This window comes from Paenibacillus silagei (assembly GCF_017874735.1).
GTDB lineage: Bacteria > Bacillota > Bacilli > Paenibacillales > Paenibacillaceae > Paenibacillus_AQ > Paenibacillus_AQ silagei.
On sequence record NZ_JAGGLV010000019.1, the window covers coordinates 103234 to 123473 of the forward strand.

Annotated in this window: 16 protein-coding genes; 5 read left to right on the forward strand and 11 right to left on the reverse strand. The window is 55.0% G+C overall.

Annotated features, from left to right (window positions below; genetic code table 11):
• Nucleotides 1-75 precede the first annotated feature (75 nt).
• Nucleotides 76-927, reverse strand: a complete 852-nt coding sequence (gene cysT / locus J2Z70_RS23995) for a sulfate ABC transporter permease subunit CysT (RefSeq protein ID WP_209877361.1) — start codon at nt 925-927, stop codon at nt 76-78.
• Nucleotides 928-1038: 111 nt separating this feature from the next.
• Nucleotides 1039-2160 carry a sulfate ABC transporter substrate-binding protein gene (locus J2Z70_RS24000; protein ID WP_209877363.1) on the reverse strand — a complete coding sequence of 374 codons (1122 nt, stop codon included), beginning with the start codon at nt 2158-2160 and terminating at the stop codon, nt 1039-1041.
• A 407-nt stretch (nt 2161-2567) separates the two neighbouring features.
• On the opposite strand from J2Z70_RS24000, the gene J2Z70_RS24005 reads away from it, so the two are divergent.
• Nucleotides 2568-4895 carry an alpha/beta hydrolase gene (locus J2Z70_RS24005; protein ID WP_209877365.1) on the forward strand — a complete coding sequence of 776 codons (2328 nt, stop codon included), beginning with the start codon at nt 2568-2570 and terminating at the stop codon, nt 4893-4895.
• A gap of 116 nt (nt 4896-5011) precedes the next feature.
• Here J2Z70_RS24005 and J2Z70_RS24010 read toward each other — a convergent pair whose 3' ends face one another.
• Nucleotides 5012-6064 (reverse strand): lactonase family protein, encoded by a 1053-nt coding sequence (locus J2Z70_RS24010; RefSeq protein ID WP_209877367.1) that lies wholly within the window; start codon nt 6062-6064, stop codon nt 5012-5014.
• 257 nt (nt 6065-6321) lie between these two features.
• Here J2Z70_RS24010 and J2Z70_RS24015 point away from each other — a divergent pair, with 257 nt between their 5' ends.
• From J2Z70_RS24015 to J2Z70_RS24025, 3 genes are all read left to right on the forward strand, one after another.
• Entirely contained in the window at nt 6322-6582 is a 261-nt protein-coding gene (locus J2Z70_RS24015; protein WP_036732764.1) for a GlsB/YeaQ/YmgE family stress response membrane protein, read from the forward strand.
• A gap of 201 nt (nt 6583-6783) precedes the next feature.
• Nucleotides 6784-7290 carry a CcdC family protein gene (locus J2Z70_RS24020; RefSeq protein ID WP_036732774.1) on the forward strand — a complete coding sequence of 169 codons (507 nt, stop codon included), beginning with the start codon at nt 6784-6786 and terminating at the stop codon, nt 7288-7290.
• A gap of 271 nt (nt 7291-7561) precedes the next feature.
• Nucleotides 7562-8524, forward strand: coding sequence for an L-lactate dehydrogenase (locus J2Z70_RS24025; protein ID WP_036732776.1), 963 nt, complete (start codon nt 7562-7564; stop codon nt 8522-8524).
• Nucleotides 8525-8615: 91 nt separating this feature from the next.
• On the opposite strand, the gene J2Z70_RS24030 is transcribed toward J2Z70_RS24025, so the two are convergent.
• Nucleotides 8616-10610, reverse strand: coding sequence for a methyl-accepting chemotaxis protein (locus J2Z70_RS24030; protein WP_209877369.1), 1995 nt, complete (start codon nt 10608-10610; stop codon nt 8616-8618).
• Between the two features lie 217 nt (nt 10611-10827).
• The gene (locus tag J2Z70_RS24035) at nt 10828-13155 is read right to left on the reverse strand and encodes a heavy metal translocating P-type ATPase (RefSeq protein ID WP_209877371.1); all 2328 of its coding nucleotides are present in this window, start codon (nt 13153-13155) and stop codon (nt 10828-10830) included.
• 270 nt (nt 13156-13425) lie between these two features.
• On the opposite strand from J2Z70_RS24035, the gene J2Z70_RS24040 reads away from it, so the two are divergent.
• On the forward strand, nt 13426-14412 hold the full coding sequence (locus tag J2Z70_RS24040; protein WP_209877373.1) for a cation diffusion facilitator family transporter: 987 nt from the start codon (nt 13426-13428) through the stop codon (nt 14410-14412).
• Between the two features lie 370 nt (nt 14413-14782).
• On the opposite strand, the gene J2Z70_RS24045 is transcribed toward J2Z70_RS24040, so the two are convergent.
• The 6 genes from J2Z70_RS24045 to J2Z70_RS24070 form a co-directional block, all read right to left on the reverse strand.
• Entirely contained in the window at nt 14783-15148 is a 366-nt protein-coding gene (locus J2Z70_RS24045; protein ID WP_036732785.1) for an ArsR/SmtB family transcription factor, read from the reverse strand.
• 510 nt (nt 15149-15658) lie between these two features.
• Nucleotides 15659-16396 carry an ABC transporter permease gene (locus J2Z70_RS24050; RefSeq protein ID WP_209877374.1) on the reverse strand — a complete coding sequence of 246 codons (738 nt, stop codon included), beginning with the start codon at nt 16394-16396 and terminating at the stop codon, nt 15659-15661.
• A 2-nt stretch (nt 16397-16398) separates the two neighbouring features.
• Complete coding sequence (locus J2Z70_RS24055) at nt 16399-17115, reverse strand: ABC transporter permease (protein ID WP_209877376.1); 717 nt, start codon at nt 17113-17115, stop codon at nt 16399-16401.
• Nucleotides 17112-18023 carry an ABC transporter ATP-binding protein gene (locus J2Z70_RS24060; protein WP_209877378.1) on the reverse strand — a complete coding sequence of 304 codons (912 nt, stop codon included), beginning with the start codon at nt 18021-18023 and terminating at the stop codon, nt 17112-17114. Before J2Z70_RS24060 ends, J2Z70_RS24055 begins: the two co-directional genes overlap by 4 nt.
• Nucleotides 18024-18081: 58 nt before the next feature.
• Nucleotides 18082-19521, reverse strand: coding sequence for a sensor histidine kinase (locus J2Z70_RS33925; RefSeq protein ID WP_209877379.1), 1440 nt, complete (start codon nt 19519-19521; stop codon nt 18082-18084).
• On the reverse strand, nt 19518-20192 hold the full coding sequence (locus J2Z70_RS24070) for a response regulator transcription factor (RefSeq protein ID WP_036732799.1): 675 nt from the start codon (nt 20190-20192) through the stop codon (nt 19518-19520). The genes J2Z70_RS33925 and J2Z70_RS24070 overlap by 4 nt, the downstream gene beginning before the upstream one ends.
• Nucleotides 20193-20240 lie beyond the last annotated feature (48 nt).

Below are 20240 nucleotides of genomic sequence, written 5' to 3' on the forward strand. Positions count from 1 at the left end.
CAACTTGAATCCGCTCCTAACAAAACTCGCTTCGAAAGCATATGCTTAAGTTTTATGAAGCATACCCGTTCTCTCTTATCGCGAGCTCCTCCGCGCCCAGTGCTGAAGGCTGTTGATGACCAGCAGCATCAGGAAGGAGAGCAGCAGCAGAATCAGGGCCACAGCGGTGGCTCCGGCGTAATCGAACTGCTCCAGCTTGGACATGATCAGCAGTGGGGCGATCTCTGTGCGCATCGGCATATTGCCGGAGATGAACACGACAGAGCCGTACTCGCCGATACCCCGGGCGAACGCCAGGGCGAAGCCCGTAAGCAGCGGCGGGAGCAGCTCGGGCAGGACAATCCGCAGGAAGGTGCGTCCGCGGCCTGCCCCCAGCGTAGCAGCGGCTTCCTCCATGTCCCTGTCCAGATCCTCCAGCACCGGCTGCACCGTGCGGACGACAAAGGGAATGCCGATGAACATCAGCGCCAGCGTGATGCCCAGCGGCGTGAAGGCAACCTTGAAGCCCAGCGGCGTCAGCAGGGAGCCGATCCAGCCGTTCTGGGAATAGAGGGCGGTCAGCGATACGCCCGCCACGGCTGTAGGGAGCGCGAACGGCAGGTCGATCAGGGCATCGAAGATTCTTTTGCCGGGGAATTCATACCGCACCAGCACCCAGGCCAGCAGCAGTCCCAGAAAAACATTGATCAGGGCCGCAGCGCCCGCCGTACTCAGACTGACACGGTAGGAGGCCAGGACGCGGGCATCCGTAGCCACATCCCAGAATTTCGCCCAGCTCAGCCCCGTTGAATTGAAGAGCAGCGCGGACAGCGGCAGCAGGACCACAAGACTCAGATACAGCACGCTGAATCCCATCGTAATCCCGAAACCCGGCAGCAGCTTGCGCCGTGACACTGTCCTTGCAGCAGCTTTGGTCGTGACATTCATCTGCCCATTCATCCTTTCCTGCCTTCGGCATATGGCCGATCAGCCTCTGGCGGAATTCCGCCTGTCAGTATGGTCTTGCCGCTTCTGCATCATCGTTCACGAACTCCGCTGTCAGCTGCCCGGTACGTAGATTTTGTCGAAAATCCCACCGTCATTGAAGTGCTTCGCCTGCGTCTCCTTCCAGGTTCCGAATTTATCCGCCAGGGTGAACAGCTTGATCTCCGGGAATTGATCCTTGAACTCGGCCTTTACGCTATCCAGTGTCGGACGGTAATAGTTCTCGGCAGCAATCTTCTGGCCTTCCTCGGTGTAGAGATATTTCAGATAGGCATCTGCTACCTCACGCGTTCCTCTTTTATCGACGACCTTATCCACCACAGCAACCGGCGGCTCAGCCAGAATACTCTCTGACGGATTCACAATCTCGAATTTATCCGGACCCAGCTCCTTGATGGACAGATAAGCCTCATTCTCCCAGGCGATCAACACATCTCCGATGCCGCGTTCCACGAAGGTAGTGGTTGAGCCGCGTGCTCCGGTGTCCAGGACCGGTACATTCTTGAACAGCTTTTGCACGAATTCCTGAGCCTTGGCTTCATCATTATTATTGTGGTCCAGCGCATAGCCCCAGGCAGCCAGGTAGTTCCAGCGGGCACCGCCGGAGGTCTTGGGGTTAGGGGTGATGACCTCTACGCCTTCCTTAAGCAGATCCGGCCAATCCTTGATGCCCTTCGGGTTGCCTTTGCGGACCAGGAAGACGATGGTGGAGGTATATGGGGAGCTGTTATGCTCATATTTACTCTGCCAGTCCGCGCCAATCAAGCCGGCCTCCTGAAGCGCATCAATGTCATACCCGAGCGCCAGCGTAACGACATCCGCCTCCAGGCCATCCAGCACAGCCCGGCTCTGCTTGCCCGATCCGCCATGCGATTGCTTAACGGTTACCTTCTGGCCGGTCTCCTTCTCCCAGTAGGCGGCGAAGGCCTTGTTATAGTTCTCATACAGCTCACGCGTCGGATCGTAGGATACATTCAGCAGCTCCACCGGATCTTTGGCCTGTGTCTGGGTGGCTTCCGGTGCTGAAGATGCATTCGCAGCCGCTTCTGTTGCTGCCGGGGCCGCTGTTCCTGCACCCGCACTATTCCCTGCATTACTGTTCCCGCAAGCCGTAAGCCCTGCCGTCAATATCAATGCAACCCCGGCGAGAAGCCCCTTCTTGATCCCTTTTGTCATCCCAACCACTCCCCCATAATAGTCTTGTAACAAGCAATAGACGCAGGAAAGCCCGCTTGCGGCAAGTCAAACCGGTCTTATAGACACGTATCTGCGAGCCTGAAGCAGGCGTTCCTCCGTCTGTACGGTAAGAACTTATTCGATTATTCCTACCCATTTAGTAGGTTATACAGATATAATACTGAACGCTTCCCGCGCTGTCAAACCTTTTTTTCACTTTGAATGAAAGACGGCGATCGCTGGACCCGGGGCAGGAAGTGGCGCCCGTTCCTGTAAGACCCACTTGTTATTGTTGCCCCAAAGTAATATCATTGCTACATCTTATTGAGCGAAAATAGAGCGAATTCATATAAATAGAAACGGCATCACAGTTTCTATTATTGCCGCTTACACCGGGGGAAATAATCATGGGAATGGATTTGGAGTATGGTCCCGCGCCGCAGGGACCGCGGCTGCACAGGCGTGTATTCAGAGAACTGGGCAGACGTATCCTGGAGACGTACAGGTATGATACTACTTTATGGAGGACTGCACTCAGCGGCCCGTGGACGCTATGCATTCTGGCTTTTTCTATAGTTATTATGGGTATTCCTACCGGACTCGGAAGCGCAGCGGATATTATGCTGGCAGCCGGCGCGGGGACGCTAGTTATGGCGCTGGCCGGCAATCTGCTGGCTGTGCTGCTCTCCCTAACCGGACTCCGCTGTCCGCATCTGTTCGCAGGCTCTTTGCTCAGCAGCTATGGGACTATATTGCTGATCCTGTATTTTTCCGATCTGGAGCTTGGAGCTGCAGCCGTTGTCGCCTGTATCGCAGCCTTGGCCTGCGGGTTAGGGGGACTTGCGGCCGGTCTGCTGCGGACCCGGAGAATGTTCACCGGTGGTCTGCTGGCAGCGGCACTCTTCCTCTCCCCCTTCGCACTGGCCTATGGCTATGGGACGGGAAGCAGCCCGGTACCTGTACCCTCGCTTCAGAGTCTGGCGGCGGACGGACAGGTGCTTCCCATAACTGCGGATGATCCCGCCCAGCCGGGAGACTACACGTTCCACAGCTTCACCTACGGCGGCGGCAAGGATCTGCAGCGCAAGGCATATGGCAAGGATGTCCTGCTAGCCTCTGCTTCCGTGGATGCTACCGAATATATCTCTTCCTGGCCCGTGCTGCGGACCCTGTTCTGGGGGTTCGATCCCGCTTCCCTCCCGCTGAATGCCAGAGTGTGGATGCCGGATGGGGACGGGCCTTATCCGCTGGTGCTCATGGTCCATGGCAACCATATGATGGAGGACTTCTCCGAGGACGGCTATGCCTATCTTGGTGAATTACTGGCCAGCCGGGGCTTCATCGCGGTCACCCTGGATGAGAATTTCCTGAATTATTCGGCCTGGTCGGGTATTCCGGACAACGACTTCAAGGCGCGGACCTGGATGATTCTGAAGCATCTGCAGCAGATCGGCAGCTTCGCGGAGCAGCCCGGCACCCCCTTTTACCAGAAGGTTGATTATGACTCTGTTGCACTGCTTGGCCACAGCCGCGGCGGGCAGGCCGTAGCCATGGCTGCGGATGCGGCGCGCTGGTTCGGCAGTGATCCGGTTCTGGACGCTATTCAGCAGTTCCATATTACTTCGGTCATTGCCCTGGCACCTACGGATAAAATGATCGACAGCAAGCAGGCCCGTCTAACCGATGTGAGCTATCTGACACTCCAGGGCGCCCGTGACGGCGATGTACATGATTTCTACGGGGATCGTCAATATATGCGCTCTTCCTACACCGGCAATACCCCTGGCTTCAAAAGTTCGCTCTATATTGCCGACGCTAATCACAGCCAGTTCAATACGGACTGGGGGCTATATGACCAGACGCTGCCTACCGGCCTGTTCCTGAAGCGCTCCCGGATCATGGACGGGGAGGAGCAGCGGAGAATCGCCAAGGTCTATGTCTCTGCCTTCCTGGAGACCACGCTGCACGGGAGGAGCGAGTACCGGCAATTGTTCCGCGATTACCGCAGCGGTGCCCGGTGGCTGCCGGATACCGCCTACTATAACCGCTTCCAGAGCGGGGCCTATATCACGGTGGCGGACTATGATGAAGACCGCAACCGAGACGCCGTCCAAGGCGGGACCGTCTCTACTACTACGGGGCTTCACTGGAGCGAAGAGGCCGCGAAGGACCGCGAACGGAACAACAAGCCCTCTTACGGTATTCTGCTGGAGCGCAGCAGCAGCCCGGATCAGGAGCATACGGATGCCGAGGCCGCTTACAGCATTAGGCTTAGCGACACGCTGACTCAGACGCTTGCGGAATCCCCTGCCGTAGAGGGACTGACCTTCTCCCTGGCGAACCATAATTCCGGTCCTAACGAGGATGGAGATTCCAAGCCGCTGCCGGAGGCAGAGCTCTCCCCGGAGGTAGAGGTGGAGCTGACCGACAGTAAAGACACCTCTGCAAGAATTCCCCTGGACGAAGTGATGGATATTCTGCCGCTGCCGCAGACTGAGTTTACGCTTAGTCCATGGCTGGAGGAGCGGATCAGTGACGGCAAATTCGGCAACCTCTCGGAAGCCGTCTACCAGACGTACAAGCTGCCCTTCGAGCTGTTCCTTGAGGAAGAGCCCGAGCTTGATCCGGATAGTCTGACAGACATCACCTTTTATCTGCAAGGGACAGAAGACAAGATTATGCTGGATGACATCGGCTTCTATGAGCGGGAGGACCCGCTGACAGGAGTGAATTAACCGGACATCATTCTATTTATCTGTAGAAAAAATAACAACAGCCCAAATTGCCCCCTGTCGCCTTATTCCGGCTAACAGGGGGCTTTGCTGTTCCTGCACAGAGATGCTTGTCCAGGTTAGTCCAGGGCTACAAGGCAGACAGGTGCCGGCACTTCCAGCTCATTGCCGGTAGGGATCAGCCGTCCGGTCTCACTGTCTATGCGGAAGGAGGCAATATTGCCGCTGTTCTGGTTAGCAGCGAGCAGCATGCCGCCGATCAGAGCGAAGTTACGCGGTGTCCGTCCCCCGGAAGTCACCCAGTCCTCCGCTTCCAGCAGACCCGTAGCCTTATCAATATGGAACAGTGCGATGCTGTCATGCCCACGGTTGGATACGTAGAGGTAGCGTCCGCATGGTGATACATGGATATCTGCAGCCGTATCATCACTTCCGGCGGTATAATGCTCCGGGAGACTGCTGATACTCTGCAGGAGCTTCAGATTGCCCTGAGGCTCATCATTGGCGAACACGGTAACCGTATTGTTCAGTTCATTAACCAAATAGATCCATTGCCGCGAAGGATGAACCGCCAGATGGCGCGGTCCTGAGCCTGGAGGAAGCTCTACCTCCCGGTGAGTGACCAGCTTCCCGTCCTCCACACGATAGAACACGATCTGGTCGAGACCGAGATCACAGACCAGTACATGATCACCCGTCTTGTCCGGAATCACGGAATGGGGATGGGGGGCATCCTGACGGTCGCTGCGGATTCCCGAGCCCTCATGCTTCACCTGGGAGGACATCTCCTGTAATGACCCGTCCTCTTTCAGCGGGAACACATTGACATTCCCTCCCGTATAGTTAGACACGGCTATGTAATCTCCCTTCGGAGCCACCGAGACATAGCAGGGCGCGCCGCCCCCGGTCACTCTGCTGCCCAGCGGATGAAGCGCTTTGCTGCCGGGATCAATGGAGTAGGCATGAACCTCACCCTCATCCTGCTCACTCACTGCATATAATACCGTCTGCGCCGCATTAACCGCCAGATAGGAAGGATTCAGGATCCCCCGGGTACCGCCCATAACTCTCATTTCTCCGGTCTCCTTATCCAGCGCACCGAGCAGGATGGCCTCTTTCTCCTCTCTGTTGTACGTTCCAATATAGAATAATACTTCATTAGGCTGGTGCATGGCAGCGGCTCCTTTGTTTGTATAGTATATAAGCTTATATACCCTGTACACCCCTATACTCACTCAGCGGGTGAACCATAAATTCACTATAACATCTTTATGTACCCACTGCGTTATCAGGGTTAAACAGCATAAATTTGGACAGACTGGAATACTAAATAAATGTGTGCCGGCAAAATTTAACACTGGTTTAAACGCTGTGCATAAGGTTAATAGTAACCATCGAAGACAACAAACACAAAAGGAGCTGAGAGTTAATGAGTTTACTATGGATGTTGATTGTTGGTGGCGTAATTGGTTGGCTGGCCGGGTTGATTATGGGTAGAGACATTCCAGGCGGAATTATCGGCAACATTATCGCTGGTATTCTCGGTTCATGGCTCGGCGGCATGCTGCTGGGAAGCTGGGGACCTAAGATCAGCGACTACTATGTCTTCCCTTCACTGATCGGTGCTGTGGTTCTGATCTTTATTGTAAGCCTGATTCTGCGTTCGGTTGGCGGACGTAGCCGTTCTTAAGCTCTATGGCAGCATGCTTTAACGAAGCTGCTGTACTATACTTAGCAAGCAGACCCGCCGGGGTTAGACTCTGGCGGGTTTGCTGTGTGCTTCAGGCAGATCACCCGCATGAGGCAGGCTGCGCATCATTAATGAAATCCGTTCATTATCTGCTATAATGAAGTAAATAGTGACCGAAATCACAGAGGAGGAACGTGAATTATGGGTAACATCAACCCCTCACTTCTGCATGTGGGCTCCACGCTGGGAGCAGTATTCATGGCGCTGATGGTGATTTTTATCCGCATGAAGGCCAGCGCCCGCCCGGTAACCATCCGCAAAATATGGATTCCGCCGCTTGGCATGTCCACCGGCTTCGCCATGTTCGTCGTACCGGAAGTGCGCTTCCCCTGGTGGTGGGCGGTAGCGGCTTTCCTGGTCGGCTGGTTTATTTTTGCCTACCCGCTAATCCGCAGTACGCGGTTCGAAGAACGTGAAGGGCTGATCTATGCCCAGCGCTCCAAGAGCTTCGCCTTCATTCTGCTTGGACTGCTGCTGGTCCGCACCCTGCTCCATGAGTTCATCAACCGGTATGTCTCTGTTCCGCAGTCCGGCGGATTATTCTTCATTCTGGCCTTCGGCATGATCCTCCACTGGAGACTGTTCATGTATAAGCACTATACCGGAATGCTGCCTGCCGAGCCGCAGATTCCGCAGCCCCGGGTCTAGGGTGAGGCCGGGATGGATTATATAATTATGTACAAGGGGGTGTCCCCGGCAGCCTTAGGGAGGACTGCCGGGAACACCCTTTCCTTCTGTCTTCCCAAATGCCCATCAGCTGCATATTATAATTCATAAGAACCCTGATACTCTAACCTTTCATGTGAATTATGGCCAAATAACGGACGGGTGCAGCGGGCATTTTCGGTGCGATGTCAGGTAACTTGCGATGAGATCAGTTAGAATAGTACCATACTTGTAGAGAGTGGGGACTGGGCAATTGAAAAGTAAATCGAGAAAAGTGGCAATCGTCGGCTCCGGCATGGTCGGCTCAAGCGTTGCCTATTCCATGGTGAATCAGGCCATATGCGATGAGATCATGATGATTGACCGCACCTACGACCGCGCCATGGCACAAGCACTTGATCTCTCGCACTGCATGGACTTCACCGGAACACGCACCAAGGTCTATGCCGGCACCGCCAGTGACTGTGCGGGGATGGATGTCGTCATTCTGACGGCAGGCGCCAATCCCAAGCCGGGGCAGACCCGGCTGGATGTACTGGATGCCGCCGCTGTAATTACCCGGGAGATCATCACCGAGATTATGGCGGGCGGCTTCGATGGGATCTTCGTCGTCGCTGCGAACCCTGTAGATATTGTCACTTATATGGTCTGGCAGATCTCCGGCCTGCCGCGGCACCGGGTAATCGGCACAGGCACCTCCATCGACTCTTCCCGGCTGAAAACACTGCTGTCGGAGGTGTTCACGATTGATCCGCGCAGCGTTAACGGCTACGCCCTTGGCGAGCACGGGGAGTCGCAGTTCGTAGCCTGGTCCCATGTGACAATCGGCGGCAAGCCGATTCTGCAGATTATGGAGCAGCACCGCGAGCGCTTCAGCAGCCTGGACCTTATGGATATCGCCCGCAAGACGAAGGATGCAGGCTGGGAGATTTTTACGCGCAAGGGCTCGACTCACTTCGGGATCGGCAGTGCCCTCGCTTATATCACCCGCTCCATTCTGAACGACGAGCACAAAATCATCGCCGTCTCCGCCATCCTGGACGGGGAATACGGACAAAGCGGCGTATGCGCCGGAGTTCCGGCCATTATCGGCAGCAGCGGTATTCAGGAATTGCTGGAGCTGAACCTCAGCGATACAGAGATGGCTAAATTCACCGACTCCTGCAATATCATCCGCGCGGGAATTGATAGCCTCACGCTGGAGGAGCAGCACTAAGCTTAACAGCACAGCCTATACCGCAAACACCCCTCTGCTTCACACAGTAACCTGTGGGGCAGAGGGGTGTTTGCGGTGATTTTACCTGATATTATTGAAACTTCTCGATCTCACTGCGCAATTCGCTCATCAGCTGGTTGAGGGATTCGGCTGAGGTGACAACCTGGCCCATCAGATTCCGCTGCTCGGTGGAGGCCTCCGCCACCATCTCGGCGCTCTCGGCAGAATCTCTGGCAATAATCAGCATATCGGAGATGGAGGCCGTAATCTCCTCTGTCCCGGCAGACATCTGCTCATTGACGGCAGAGACGTCCTGGATCTGAACCGATACCTCACGGATGGACGAGCGGATATGGTCGAAGGAGGTGCCTACATTCTGCATTTTACCCATCCCGTCTCCGATCTCAGCAATGCTCTTCTCCATAGAGACCTCGGCCGCTCTGGTGGATTCCTGAATTTGACGGATCAGCTCCACAATATTCACAATGGCGCTGTTCGTGCGCTCCGCCAGCTTTTTCACTTCATTCGCCACCACGCCGAACCCGCGCCCGTGCTCGCCTGCTCTGGCCGCTTCAATCGACGCATTGAGCGATAACAGCCCCGTCTGATTGGAGATTTCGGAGATTACGTCAACAATCTGGCCAATTTGTTCGGATTGCCCGCTCAGATTGCTTATCAGGGCCGAGGTCTCCTCCGCAGCGCCGCTGATGACAGTCATCTGCTTAAGTGTGGATTGAATCTCCACGTATCCGTTCTCGACCTCAGTGCTGACTGTCTCTGCCTGGTCGGACACATTAACGGAGGATTCCGCAATCCGCTGCAGCCCGATCGCCATCTCCTCCGTAGCTCTGGCCGCCTGCTCCGAGCCCTTGAACTGCTCGCCCATGCCCTGGGCGACTTCCTGGACGACCGTCTCAATCTCTGCCGATGTATTCGAGGTCTGACTGGCGTATTTCAGCACGCTTTCTGCCGAGATAGCAACCTGCGCCACGGTAGCATCGATTTTGCCGACAATGCCGGACAATGATCCGATCATATCATTAATGCTCTGGCTCATCTGGCCGATCTCATCACCCGAGCGCACGGTCACCCGTTCGCTGAGATGGCCGTCCGCTACTTTCTTCATCACCCCGGAGATCGCCACAATCGGCTTCACAATCAGACGGGTCAGAGACAAGGCCAAGGCAACGACCGCCAGAATGATGATTGCAATGAACAATGTGGATATCCGCTGGGCTGAGGTGACTTTGGCGGTAATCTCGCTTTTGGGAACCGTAATCAGCAGCTTCCAGTCTGTGCCCGGGACGGTACGGAAATAGGTAATCACCTGCTTGCCGTCCTCTCCCTTATAAACTTCCGAGCCTGCTTCCTTGCCGAGAATATGCTCTACGGCCTGCTTCATCTCTGTGGTCTTCGCGTAATCCGCGATATTCTTGCCGATCCGCTCGGTCTCGGAGTAGGCGTAATAATCACCCTTGCCAGAGATCACATATCCGTAGCCTGTATCGCCCACGTGGATGTTTTTGCCCATCTCCATCAGAATGTCCGGTGTCACCGAGAAGGCGATACCGCCGCCAAACTGCTTGTCCTTGTCCACGACCGGAACGAATACCGGGATAATATATTTACTGAGCTGTTCCAGATAAGACATCTCCGCTACCGCCGGAGCAAGACTCTCCTTGGCCTGCAGGAAATATGCCGATTGGCCCACATCCGCCGTAAGCTTAAGGGAATTGGCCAGAATGCCCTGCTTGTTAATGACGCTGTAGCCTTCGGACTGAGTATCGCTCTCTTCGAGTACCTTGACCACAGGAAAAATAGTATCCGGTCTTGAGGTATCGAATTCAGGATGCTGCGCAATCAGCTCCTGGACCGCAGATGTCCGCGTATTCAGCCACTCTACGATGCGTGTAGTGTTCATCTCCAGAATATTCTGGGCGAGCTCCTCGCTATCGTCTCTGGTGACACCCCCGAAGTACTGCATGAAAAAAATCGTGACGCCGAGCAGAGGTACAATAGCAATTGCCAAAATAACAAGCGAATACTTGCTTTGCAGCGATAATGATTTTCCGTTCTTTGCATTCATTTTCAATTTTGACCGTACACTTCCCTCATTCACCGCAAAATCCCCCTAGAAACCCATTCTGGTCTTCCATATGCTGTAAATATGTATATTGATATATCGGCATAAATAGACAAAAAACATTATACATACAATAAAAATAAGCCTTAAGACCCAAAAATTAGGATCATTAAGGCTTATACTTTTCATAATTATTTCATTATCGATTCATCTTACACGATTATACCGATTTCGGCGGCTGTAAGGCGCGCATGCTGTTCAGTACAGCGAGTACAGTAACTCCGACATCTGAGAATACGGCCTCCCACATCGTGGCAATTCCGAACGCTCCCAGCAGCAGGAAGACCGCTTTGACTCCCAGCGCAAAAGCAATGTTCTGCCAGACAATGGTCCGCGTCCGTTTGGCGATCCCGATGGCGGAAGCGATTTTGGAAGGCTCATCCGTCATGATTACAATATCCGCTGCTTCAATGGCCGCATCCGAGCCAAGTCCGCCCATGGCAATCCCGACATCCGCTCTGGCCAGCACCGGAGTATCATTAATCCCGTCCCCGACAAAAATGATCTTCTCCTTCGGTCCCTTTTCCCGCTCCAGCTGTTCAATCGCTGCGACCTTATCTCCCGGCAGCAGCTCAGCATGAATCTCCTGAATGCCCAGCTGTCTGCCGACAGACTCGGCTACCGGAGCGGCGTCACCCGTCAGCATAACCGTCTTGCGGATTCCCAGTGCATTCAGAGCCTGAATGGCCTTAAGCGAATCGTCCTTCACTTCATCTGCAATGACGAGATAGCCTGCGTAGCGCTTATCTACAGCAATATGAACGATCGTCCCGTACTCCTGCGGAGTTACGCTGGCAATCCCTTCACGCTCCATCAGCCGCGCATTCCCGGCCAGCACTGCCTTCCCCTCCACGGTAACTGCGATGCCGTGGCCGGAAATTTCGTTATAGCCGGTAATGGCTTCACCCGGAATAGCTTCGCCATAGGCTGCACGGATGGATTCCGCAATCGGATGGCCGGAGTGGCTCTCCGCATAAGCCGCTACCCGCAGCAGCTCCTGCTCTGTGAAGCCTTCCGCCGGAACATTGCCGGTTACCGTGAACTGGCCTTTGGTCAAGGTTCCTGTCTTATCGAACACAACGATCTTCACATCATTCAAGGCTTCCAGATAGTTGCTGCCCTTCACCAGAATCCCGTTCTTCGACGCGGCACCGATCCCGCCGAAGAACCCGAGGGGAATCGACACGACCAGCGCACAAGGGCATGAGATAACGAGGAAGACCAGTGCACGGTAGATCCAGTCGGAGAAGGTGGCTCCGCTCAGAATCAGCGGCGGAACCACGGCCAGCAGCAGCGCTGTTATGACTACGACCGGCGTATAGGCACGGGCGAATTTGGTGATGAAATTCTCTGTCTTTGCTTTGTTATTCGTAGCATTCTGGACCAGCTCCAGAATCTGCGAGACTGCCGATTCACCGAAGTCCTTGGTCACTTCAATGGTAATCACACCATTGCGGTTAATGAATCCGCTGAGTACCTGGCTGCCCGGCTGAGTAGAACGGGGAACGGATTCTCCGGTCAGTGCCGAGGTATCCATCATCGCGCTGCCCTCCAGAATAATCCCGTCCAGCGGAACCTTCTCACCGGGCTTAACTACGATGCTGTCTCCTACTCTAACCTCTTCGGGGGACACCTTCCGCAGATTACTGCCTTCCTTCAGATAGGCGAACTCCGGCCGGATATCCATCAGCGCTGTGATTGAACGGCGTGAACGGTTCACCGCCATTCCCTGGAACAGCTCACCTACCTGATAGAAGAGCATAACCGCAACGCCTTCAGGATATTCGCCGATGGCGAAGGCGCCGATGGTCGCAAGGGCCATCAGGAAGTTCTCATCGAACACCTGGCCCCTTACAATATTCCGGGCAGCGGCGAGGACGACCTCTCCGCCGACAATCAGATAAGCTGCCAGGAAGATCAGCAGCTCGGTGATCCCGCTGACCGGCAGGAACATGCCGGCCGCAGCCAGAATGGCACCGCCGCCCAGCCGCATCAGGATGCGGCGCGTATCGCCCTCCCCATGCTCATGGCTGTGTCCGTGGCCATGTGAATCCTCCTTGCTGTGGCTATGCTCAGCAGCATGTGAATGCGGGTGCCCCTCTTCATGGGAATGTCCTTCTCCATGGGCATGCTCATGACCGTGCGCTTCACTGTGGGTATGAACATGGCCCTGTCCTTGAACCGCTGCGCCGCGTACCTGAGCTGCCCCCTCCGCAGACAACGGCTTCTTGACCGCACGCGAAGCTCGAACCGCCCGCGGCTTCACATGCGGCTCCAGCTTGGTTACCGTATGCTCAGCCTGCTTCGCGATCTCATCTGCAGCAGCAGCTGTTGTCTCCAGTGTCATGGTCTTCGTCGCGAAGTTGACGGAGCAGGAGGACACGCCTTCAATCTTCTTGACCTTATTCTCGATTTTCATAGCGCAGTTCGCGCAGTCCAGCCCATCCAGGACCCACTTGCGCTTCACATTGTCTTCTACCGTACTCAAATGACTCATCTCCCTTGATCGTCCCTATATATGAGTATTTGTTCATATGTTAACTTACACCTATTATATTCCCCTGAATCATGCAGTGTCAATGCATTCAGCCCACAGATTGTGGCTAATTATGTACTGTGAAGAATCTGGATGCCGATGGAGTTATTTTGGACAAACTATTCTTCATCTACATAAAAAAGCTTGTAATTTGTCTGAGCTGGCCATAATATTAACATATGAGCAATAATTCATATGTTAACTGAAAAGAGGTCCTATCTAATGAACAATTCCAAAACCGATTCACACACTCATTCGCATGCTGGAACACACACTCATTCGCACGCTGGCGGGCATTCGCATTCCCACGCCCACTCCCATTCACATGCGCATTCCCACGCACCGGATAATAAGAAAGGCCTGCTGATCGCCTTAATTATCACCGGCGGTATTATGTTCCTTGAATTCTTCGGCGGCCTGTTCACCGGGAGCCTGGCTCTCTTGTCCGACTCGGGGCATATGCTCAGCGATACCGCCTCCCTTGCCCTTAGCCTTGTGGCCATGATTATCGCGGTGAAACCGGCATCCTCCAAGAACTCCTACGGCTTCCACCGGTTTGAGATTATGGCGGCTTTGTTCAACGGGGTGACCCTGTTTGTAATCTCCGGATTCATTATGTATGAAGCCTTCCAACGCTTCTCCGCCCCTCCGGTGGTAGCCAGCGGAACGATGATGCTGATTGCCAGTGTCGGACTGCTGGCCAACCTCGTCAGCGCCTGGTCACTGATGCGCAAAAGCGGGGCTAAAGACAATATCAATATCCGCAGCGCTTACCTGCATGTAATCAGCGATGCTCTCGGCTCCGTCGGCGCGCTGGCGGCTGGACTGATTATGAACCTGTTCTCCTGGTATGTGGCAGACCCTATCATCAGTGTGCTGGTCGCCCTGCTCATCCTGCGCAGCGCCTGGGGCGTCATCAAGCAGGCCTTCCATATCCTTATGGAAGGAACTCCGCTTAGCGTGAATGCCGAAGAGGTCGAAAAGGCGCTACTTCAAATTGAAGGGGTTCAGGATGTGCATGACCTGCATATCTGGACCATCACCTCCGGCCTGGATGCTCTCAGCGGTCATCTGCTGATCAAAGACGGGGTGAATACGGAGCAGGTGCTGCAGCAGGCACTTAAATTAGTGGAAGAGAATTTCGGCATCCAGCACTCCACACTGCAAATTGAGAATTCTGCTGTGAAGCACGGTCACCTTCCGGTCTGAGGAAGAAGGGGAAGCGGGTAAGGGAGAATGAGGGAGTCCGAGGAAAATCTAACGATTCTGTATGCCCGCAGAATGTATGCTGTTTTCCACATATATTCGGCCACTTGCCCTCACAACGACCGATTGTATGCTGTTTTCCACATATATTCGAACCACTTGCCCTCACAACGACCGATTGTATGCTGTTTTCCACATATATTCGAACCACTTGCCCTTACAACGACCGATTGTATGCTGTTTTCCACATATATTTCGAACACATACCCTCGCGCTGGAACATGTATTCGGTTTATCTCACATCATAATTTATAAAAGGGCTGCCCCAAGCCATTACCCGGCGTTGGGACAGCCCTTTTGCTGTCAGGACAATCTATTCATGCCGGATATGCTCATGGGTCTGCAGGAAAATCTGCTCCACATGTGCATCATTCAGCGAATAATATACGGTCTTGCCTTCCTTGCGGCGCTTCACAATCCGCAGATTGCGCAGATAGCGGAGCTGATGGGAGACTGCCGATTGTCCCATATCCAGTATAGAGGACAAGTCATGCACACACAGCTCCTGCTGGGATAATGCGTAGATCAGCCGAACTCTTGTCGGATCACCCAGTGCCTTAAACATTTCTGCCATCTTATCTGTGATCTCACGGTCCGGCAGAATCAAGGCCATCGATTCCGGTTCCAGTTCGGAACCATTACAGGTGTTGTCGCATTCTTCAAGTGCCGCTGGTTCCATGCTCCCGCCCTCCTCCATATGCTCATCCGGTGTCACCGGCGCTTAATAGTATCTTCTACGATTAATTATAGAAAAAATGGCGTCCAATGTCCATTGAGAAGAAAATACGGGAGGGAATTCATTCAAACATGCGGCGATGTATAGCTTATCCATCAGCGAGATCAGCTAGTATGATCAGTTTCGTTCGGGTTCGCTTCGAACATTCAGTGATCATTCAGTGATAGTTGTAGTCTGTACATCTAAAAACCCCGAAAAGAAAGGTTTTCCTCTTCTAACTGTAGTCTGTACAACTAAATCTGCCCGAATGGGTGAGAATCCGGTACAGATGGATTTTTAAATGTACGAAGTGCAACTAAACCACTCCTAGGCCATATATCAGGTGATTTAGTTGTACAGAGTGCATTTAAGCATACCTCGTATACCTTAATCGCATGCGTAAATCGTACGTGAACCCTAACATGTGATTAGTTTTAACATTTCCCTCCAGCCGCATTCCGATACCTGCTAACCTTATACCGCCTTACGCCAAAAGGCTATCAAGCCAGCACCCAGGAACAGAAGCAGGCTGCCCGACACGACAATCATCAGGCTCTCCAGCGGCAGGTTGAAGGCGCCGAACCGTTCTTCGCCGAAGGGGGACATGGCCAGCACCGGCTGTACCCATGGATAATAAGGACCGTAGGTGGAGGAGTTCGCAATCAGTATATTGGGAATGGTGAAGCAGACATTCAGCGCAAGCGGGGCGCCGAAGCTGCTCCAGCCTTGAGATATCGCCAGTTGCAGTGCAGCCAGCGGCTGGCAGGCAAACCAGCCTCCGAACAGGCTGTTCAGCAGCAGCCCCCAGGGAACTCCCCCTTCTGTACCCCGATACCACCCCACTCCCAGAACCCCTGCAAGAAACAGCAGCTGAACCGCACCCAGCAGCGCTACAATTAATGCATATTTGGCAAAATATACGGAGGTTCGTGTAACCGGAAGCGCCAGGAGCTGCTTCCAGCCGCCGTCACTATGCTCATTGCGGCAGATTAAAGCAGCGAAGAGTCCAGAGAGTACCGGAAGAAACAGCAGCGCATGTACCGCTGACATTGTGCTCAGCAGAACCTGCCAGGTTATCACCCTATCCTCTTGCATGTCCGAAAGCGCGCCTATCGGCAGGGAGATCAGCGGACTGAGCAGGATTAACAGCCAGGTGCGGAACCCGGCTATCTTCATGCACTCCGCAGACATTATTCGCAGAAAAGTCCGCATATTCAGTCCACATCCTTTCGCGCGAAATGTATGGCTCCAGGCAGGATTACCAGGAGTCCAAGCAACAGGCCGGCTCCGCTGAACAGCCAAGGACGCGGATCACTCCAGGCTAAGACCGGCCAGGAGAGCGGCATCCATTCCGTGAAGTATACACCGAACGGGCTGACCAGCGACAAGGTCAATCCCACCGATACCGGAAGGGTCTGGTTCCGGCTGGATAGAGAGAGCCACAGCTGGAGTGCAATGACAGGCATGGCCGCAGCATAAGCGGCGAAGCCTATCCGCAGGACATCTGCAAGCGGTATCGGCTGAGCGCCGAATCCGAGCAGCAGCCCGAGGACGACTGTTCCTGCCGACAGCAGCAGGCAGGACACGATAAGCAGCAGCAGGCAGAGCAGCAGCTTCGCCATGAACACAGCCGTACGGGAGACAGGCAGTGCCAGAAGCTGCTTCCAGGCGCTGGTCTGATGCTCGACATTCGCAATCAGAGAGCAGATCAGTGTGCCTCCAAGATACAGGGCAATCGGGACGAAGGGTACAACCTCACTGAGCAGGCCACCCCACAGATCCTCCCGGTACTGCCCGCGAAGATAGTCATAACGGAGGCCGAAATTCAGCCCCTGCATAGCGATAAGACCCAGCGGGCCGAGGAAGGCGAGGAACCAAATGCCTTTGCCGCGGATCTTAAGCCAGTCCGCCGACAGCGCACGCCACATCATAGCTCCCCTCCCCCAACCACCTGCAGGAAGAATTCCTCCAGAGATTGCCTGTGCTCCTCCACCCTGTAGATTGCGTGCCCCTCCTCGACCAGCTCTTTGACCAGCAGCGATACTCTCGCATCACTCATCCGGGGCAGGACCAGCCGGCCCTCCTGCAGCTCGCCGCCGCAGCCGCGCCGCACCGCCGTCATCAGCGCAGTCTCCGGCTCGGATAACGCCAGACGCAGATGGCCGGCCGCCTGCTGCTGGAGATGTGCAATGGTATCCTGATAGACCATCTGCCCCTCGCGGATAATGCCGACCGTACCGGCCATTTGCTCAATCTCGCTCAGCAGATGGCTGGATACCAGAACCGTAATGCCCTGCTCTCCAGGCAGCCGCTTAATCAGGGAGCGGATCTCCTGTATGCCTGACGGGTCCAGTCCGTTGGTCGGCTCATCGAGAATCAGCAGCTCCGGGCTGCCCAGCAGGGCTGCCGCAATCCCCAGCCGCTGCTTCATGCCCAGCGAGAAGCCCTTGACTGGCCGCGTCTCCTCCCCGGTAAGCGATACGATCTCCAGCACCTCGGCAATACGCACCTTGGGCACACCCAGAATGCGGCGGATCGCCTCCAGGTTGTCCCATGCACTCAGATGCCCGTAGTAGGACGGCGATTCCACCAGCGAGCCTACCTTGCGCAGAATCTGCATCCGGTTCGCACGCAGCTCCTTGCCGAAGATTTCAATGCTGCCGGAGGTCGGCTTGATCAGGCCGAGCAGCATGCGGATGGTTGTTGTTTTGCCGGCACCGTTCGGTCCGAGGAAGCCGTAGATTTCCCCTTTTGTAATATTGAGATTCAGGTTCTTCACAGCCGCACGGCCGCGGTATTCTTTAAGCAGATTTTTTGTCTCTATCACTGTATCCTTCATTCTCTTCACCTCGGTAACAGCATAACGCCCCAAGGTTAAAAGCACGGAAGCAGCAAGTTTAAATTTTGTTTAAATTGTTCGGGGCATCCCGCTTCCAGATCACAACCTCGGTCCCCTTCGCCGTGCTCTCCATGCTCCATTCCAGGTCCATCCGTTTCAGCAGCAGATCGACAATCGACAGGCCCAGGCCGGCTCCTGCGGAGTCCGTGCTCTGCGCAAGGCCGCCGCCGTGATCGGAGATGATAATCACCCGGTTGCCCTCACGGATCTCCGTAAGTATTCCAACATATAATCCGCTGCGCGCATGACGCAGAATGTTCTGGAACAGATTATCCAGCACTCTGCGGAACCAGCTGTCATCGATCTCCCAGTACAGCGGCGCTCCCTCCAGATCAATCTCGATCTGGTATCCCTCCTTCTCCCACACCGGATACCAGGCGGCGGCGCTCTCCCGCACCAGTCTCAGCACATCCCGGCGTTCCGGGTGCAGCGCAATGCGTCCGCTGTTCAGCAGATTGTAGGACAGCAGGTTCTCAATTAGGATGCCAAGGCTCTCAATCCGCTGATCCATCAGCTCAAGGGAGGACTGGCCATGCGGTGACAACGGCTCCTTGCCCAGTACATGGAGGTGGCTGCGAATGACGGTCAGCGGAGTCCGCAGATCATGCGACAGATCGGCCACCAGCCGCTTGCGCAGCGCCTCTTCTTCCGCCTCTCGGGCACGGCCTGCCTTAAGCTCCGTCACCATGGTATTGAATGCTTCCTCCAGACGCCCGATCTCATCCGGCTTCCCCGGCGGAACAATCTGCGGCAAGCCCTCCTGCCCGGTGAACACCATAGCGGTCTGCAGCCGCAGCAGTCTTCTGCGGATCATGATGAAGAAGAACCAGGAGCTGGTGATGAACAGCAGGAAGAACACCAGCATGGCAATCGTATACCATTTATCCAGTCCTGCCGCGTATTTGGTCTCCGTAATATCCTCAGGAATCTGCATGACCATGAAGCCCTCTGCGGCCTCTGCCCGGTCTCCTATAAAAGCGACAATCGCCAGCGGCTTCAGCGCCGCACTGTCCTTCATGAAGGATACCGCTTCAGCGGCGCTCCACTGGGCGGGAACAGCCGGAGCCTCTCCCGTCAAGAGCAGCGGCGGTCCTGAAGGCTCTGTCACCAGCTGTGTTATGCCCGCAGGATCGACCCAGAATATTCTCGACAGCGGATAGGCTTCGCCTAAGGCCGACAGCCGCTTGGTAATATCCGCCGGGGGTTCACCAAGAAGCTTGCGCGCTTCCTCATGCCACAGAATCTCCAGCTTATCTATACTGGAATACTGTTCATACTCCTTGGGTGGACTTGTATGAGTAGCCCCCGCGAAGATGCTGTATACGGCAATCGTCAGCGGAATAACAACTGGCACGAACAGCAGTGCAGCTACAATAATCAGCAGATAACGAAAAAGCAGCGAACGGTGCAGCAGCTGGAAACGCCCTGCCCCCTTCACCCTCTCACCCGGTAGCCGATCCCCCGGACCGTCTCAATAATCTCCGGCGCGGCCGGATCAAGCTCCAGCTTCTCGCGCAGATAACGGATATGTACCATCAGCGTCTTGTCGCCTTCGATATAGCTCTCCCCCCAGACCGCCTCATAGATCTGCTCCTTGGTCAGAATCTGGCCCAGATGCCGCAGCAGATAAGAGAAGATCTGAAACTGCTTACCGGTAAGCATAATCTCCCGTCCGGTCGCAGCTTCCGTGACCACACTGCTCCCCGGTATGACAACCAGATGCTTAAGGGTCAACTGAGCGGGCGCGGCAGCGCCGCTTCTTCTCAGCAGAACCTCGATTCTCGCCGCCAGCTCATCGGGATGAAACGGCTTGGTCAGATAATCATCCGCGAAGTCCAGCCCCTGAAGCTTATCGTCAATGGAGGTGCGCGCCGAGAGCATCAGAACCGGCAGCTCCGGATAAGCCCGCTTCAGCCGCTGGCCGACGGTGAAGCCGTCCAGCCCCGGCAGCATCACATCCAGAATCGCAAGCTGGCAGCCCTCTGCAGCTTCAAGCGCCCCGTCTCCGCTCTCCAGCCAGCGCACAGCATATTCCCGTTCCCGCAGATCTGCCGCTACGACACTGCCGATCTCCCGGTCGTCTTCTACGTACAATAGGGTTACACTCACGTTGTTAACCGTCCTTTCTTCCTTCCAAGTGACATCACAAATCCCCGG

Coding starts and splice junctions, on each gene's coding strand:
- J2Z70_RS24020 (WP_036732774.1), top strand. CDS start 6,784: ATGGGTAACATCAACCCCTCACTTCTGCATGTGGGCTCCACGCTGGGA.
- J2Z70_RS24040 (WP_209877373.1), top strand. CDS start 13,426: ATGAACAATTCCAAAACCGATTCACACACTCATTCGCATGCTGGAACA.
- J2Z70_RS24045 (WP_036732785.1), bottom strand. CDS start 15,148: ATGGAACCAGCGGCACTTGAAGAATGCGACAACACCTGTAATGGTTCC.
- J2Z70_RS24050 (WP_209877374.1), bottom strand. CDS start 16,396: ATGCGGACTTTTCTGCGAATAATGTCTGCGGAGTGCATGAAGATAGCC.
- J2Z70_RS24055 (WP_209877376.1), bottom strand. CDS start 17,115: ATGATGTGGCGTGCGCTGTCGGCGGACTGGCTTAAGATCCGCGGCAAA.
- J2Z70_RS24015 (WP_036732764.1), top strand. CDS start 6,322: ATGAGTTTACTATGGATGTTGATTGTTGGTGGCGTAATTGGTTGGCTG.
- cysT (WP_209877361.1), bottom strand. CDS start 927: ATGAATGTCACGACCAAAGCTGCTGCAAGGACAGTGTCACGGCGCAAG.
- J2Z70_RS24060 (WP_209877378.1), bottom strand. CDS start 18,023: ATGAAGGATACAGTGATAGAGACAAAAAATCTGCTTAAAGAATACCGC.
- J2Z70_RS24000 (WP_209877363.1), bottom strand. CDS start 2,160: ATGACAAAAGGGATCAAGAAGGGGCTTCTCGCCGGGGTTGCATTGATA.
- J2Z70_RS24005 (WP_209877365.1), top strand. CDS start 2,568: ATGGGAATGGATTTGGAGTATGGTCCCGCGCCGCAGGGACCGCGGCTG.
- J2Z70_RS24010 (WP_209877367.1), bottom strand. CDS start 6,064: ATGCACCAGCCTAATGAAGTATTATTCTATATTGGAACGTACAACAGA.
- J2Z70_RS24030 (WP_209877369.1), bottom strand. CDS start 10,610: ATGAATGCAAAGAACGGAAAATCATTATCGCTGCAAAGCAAGTATTCG.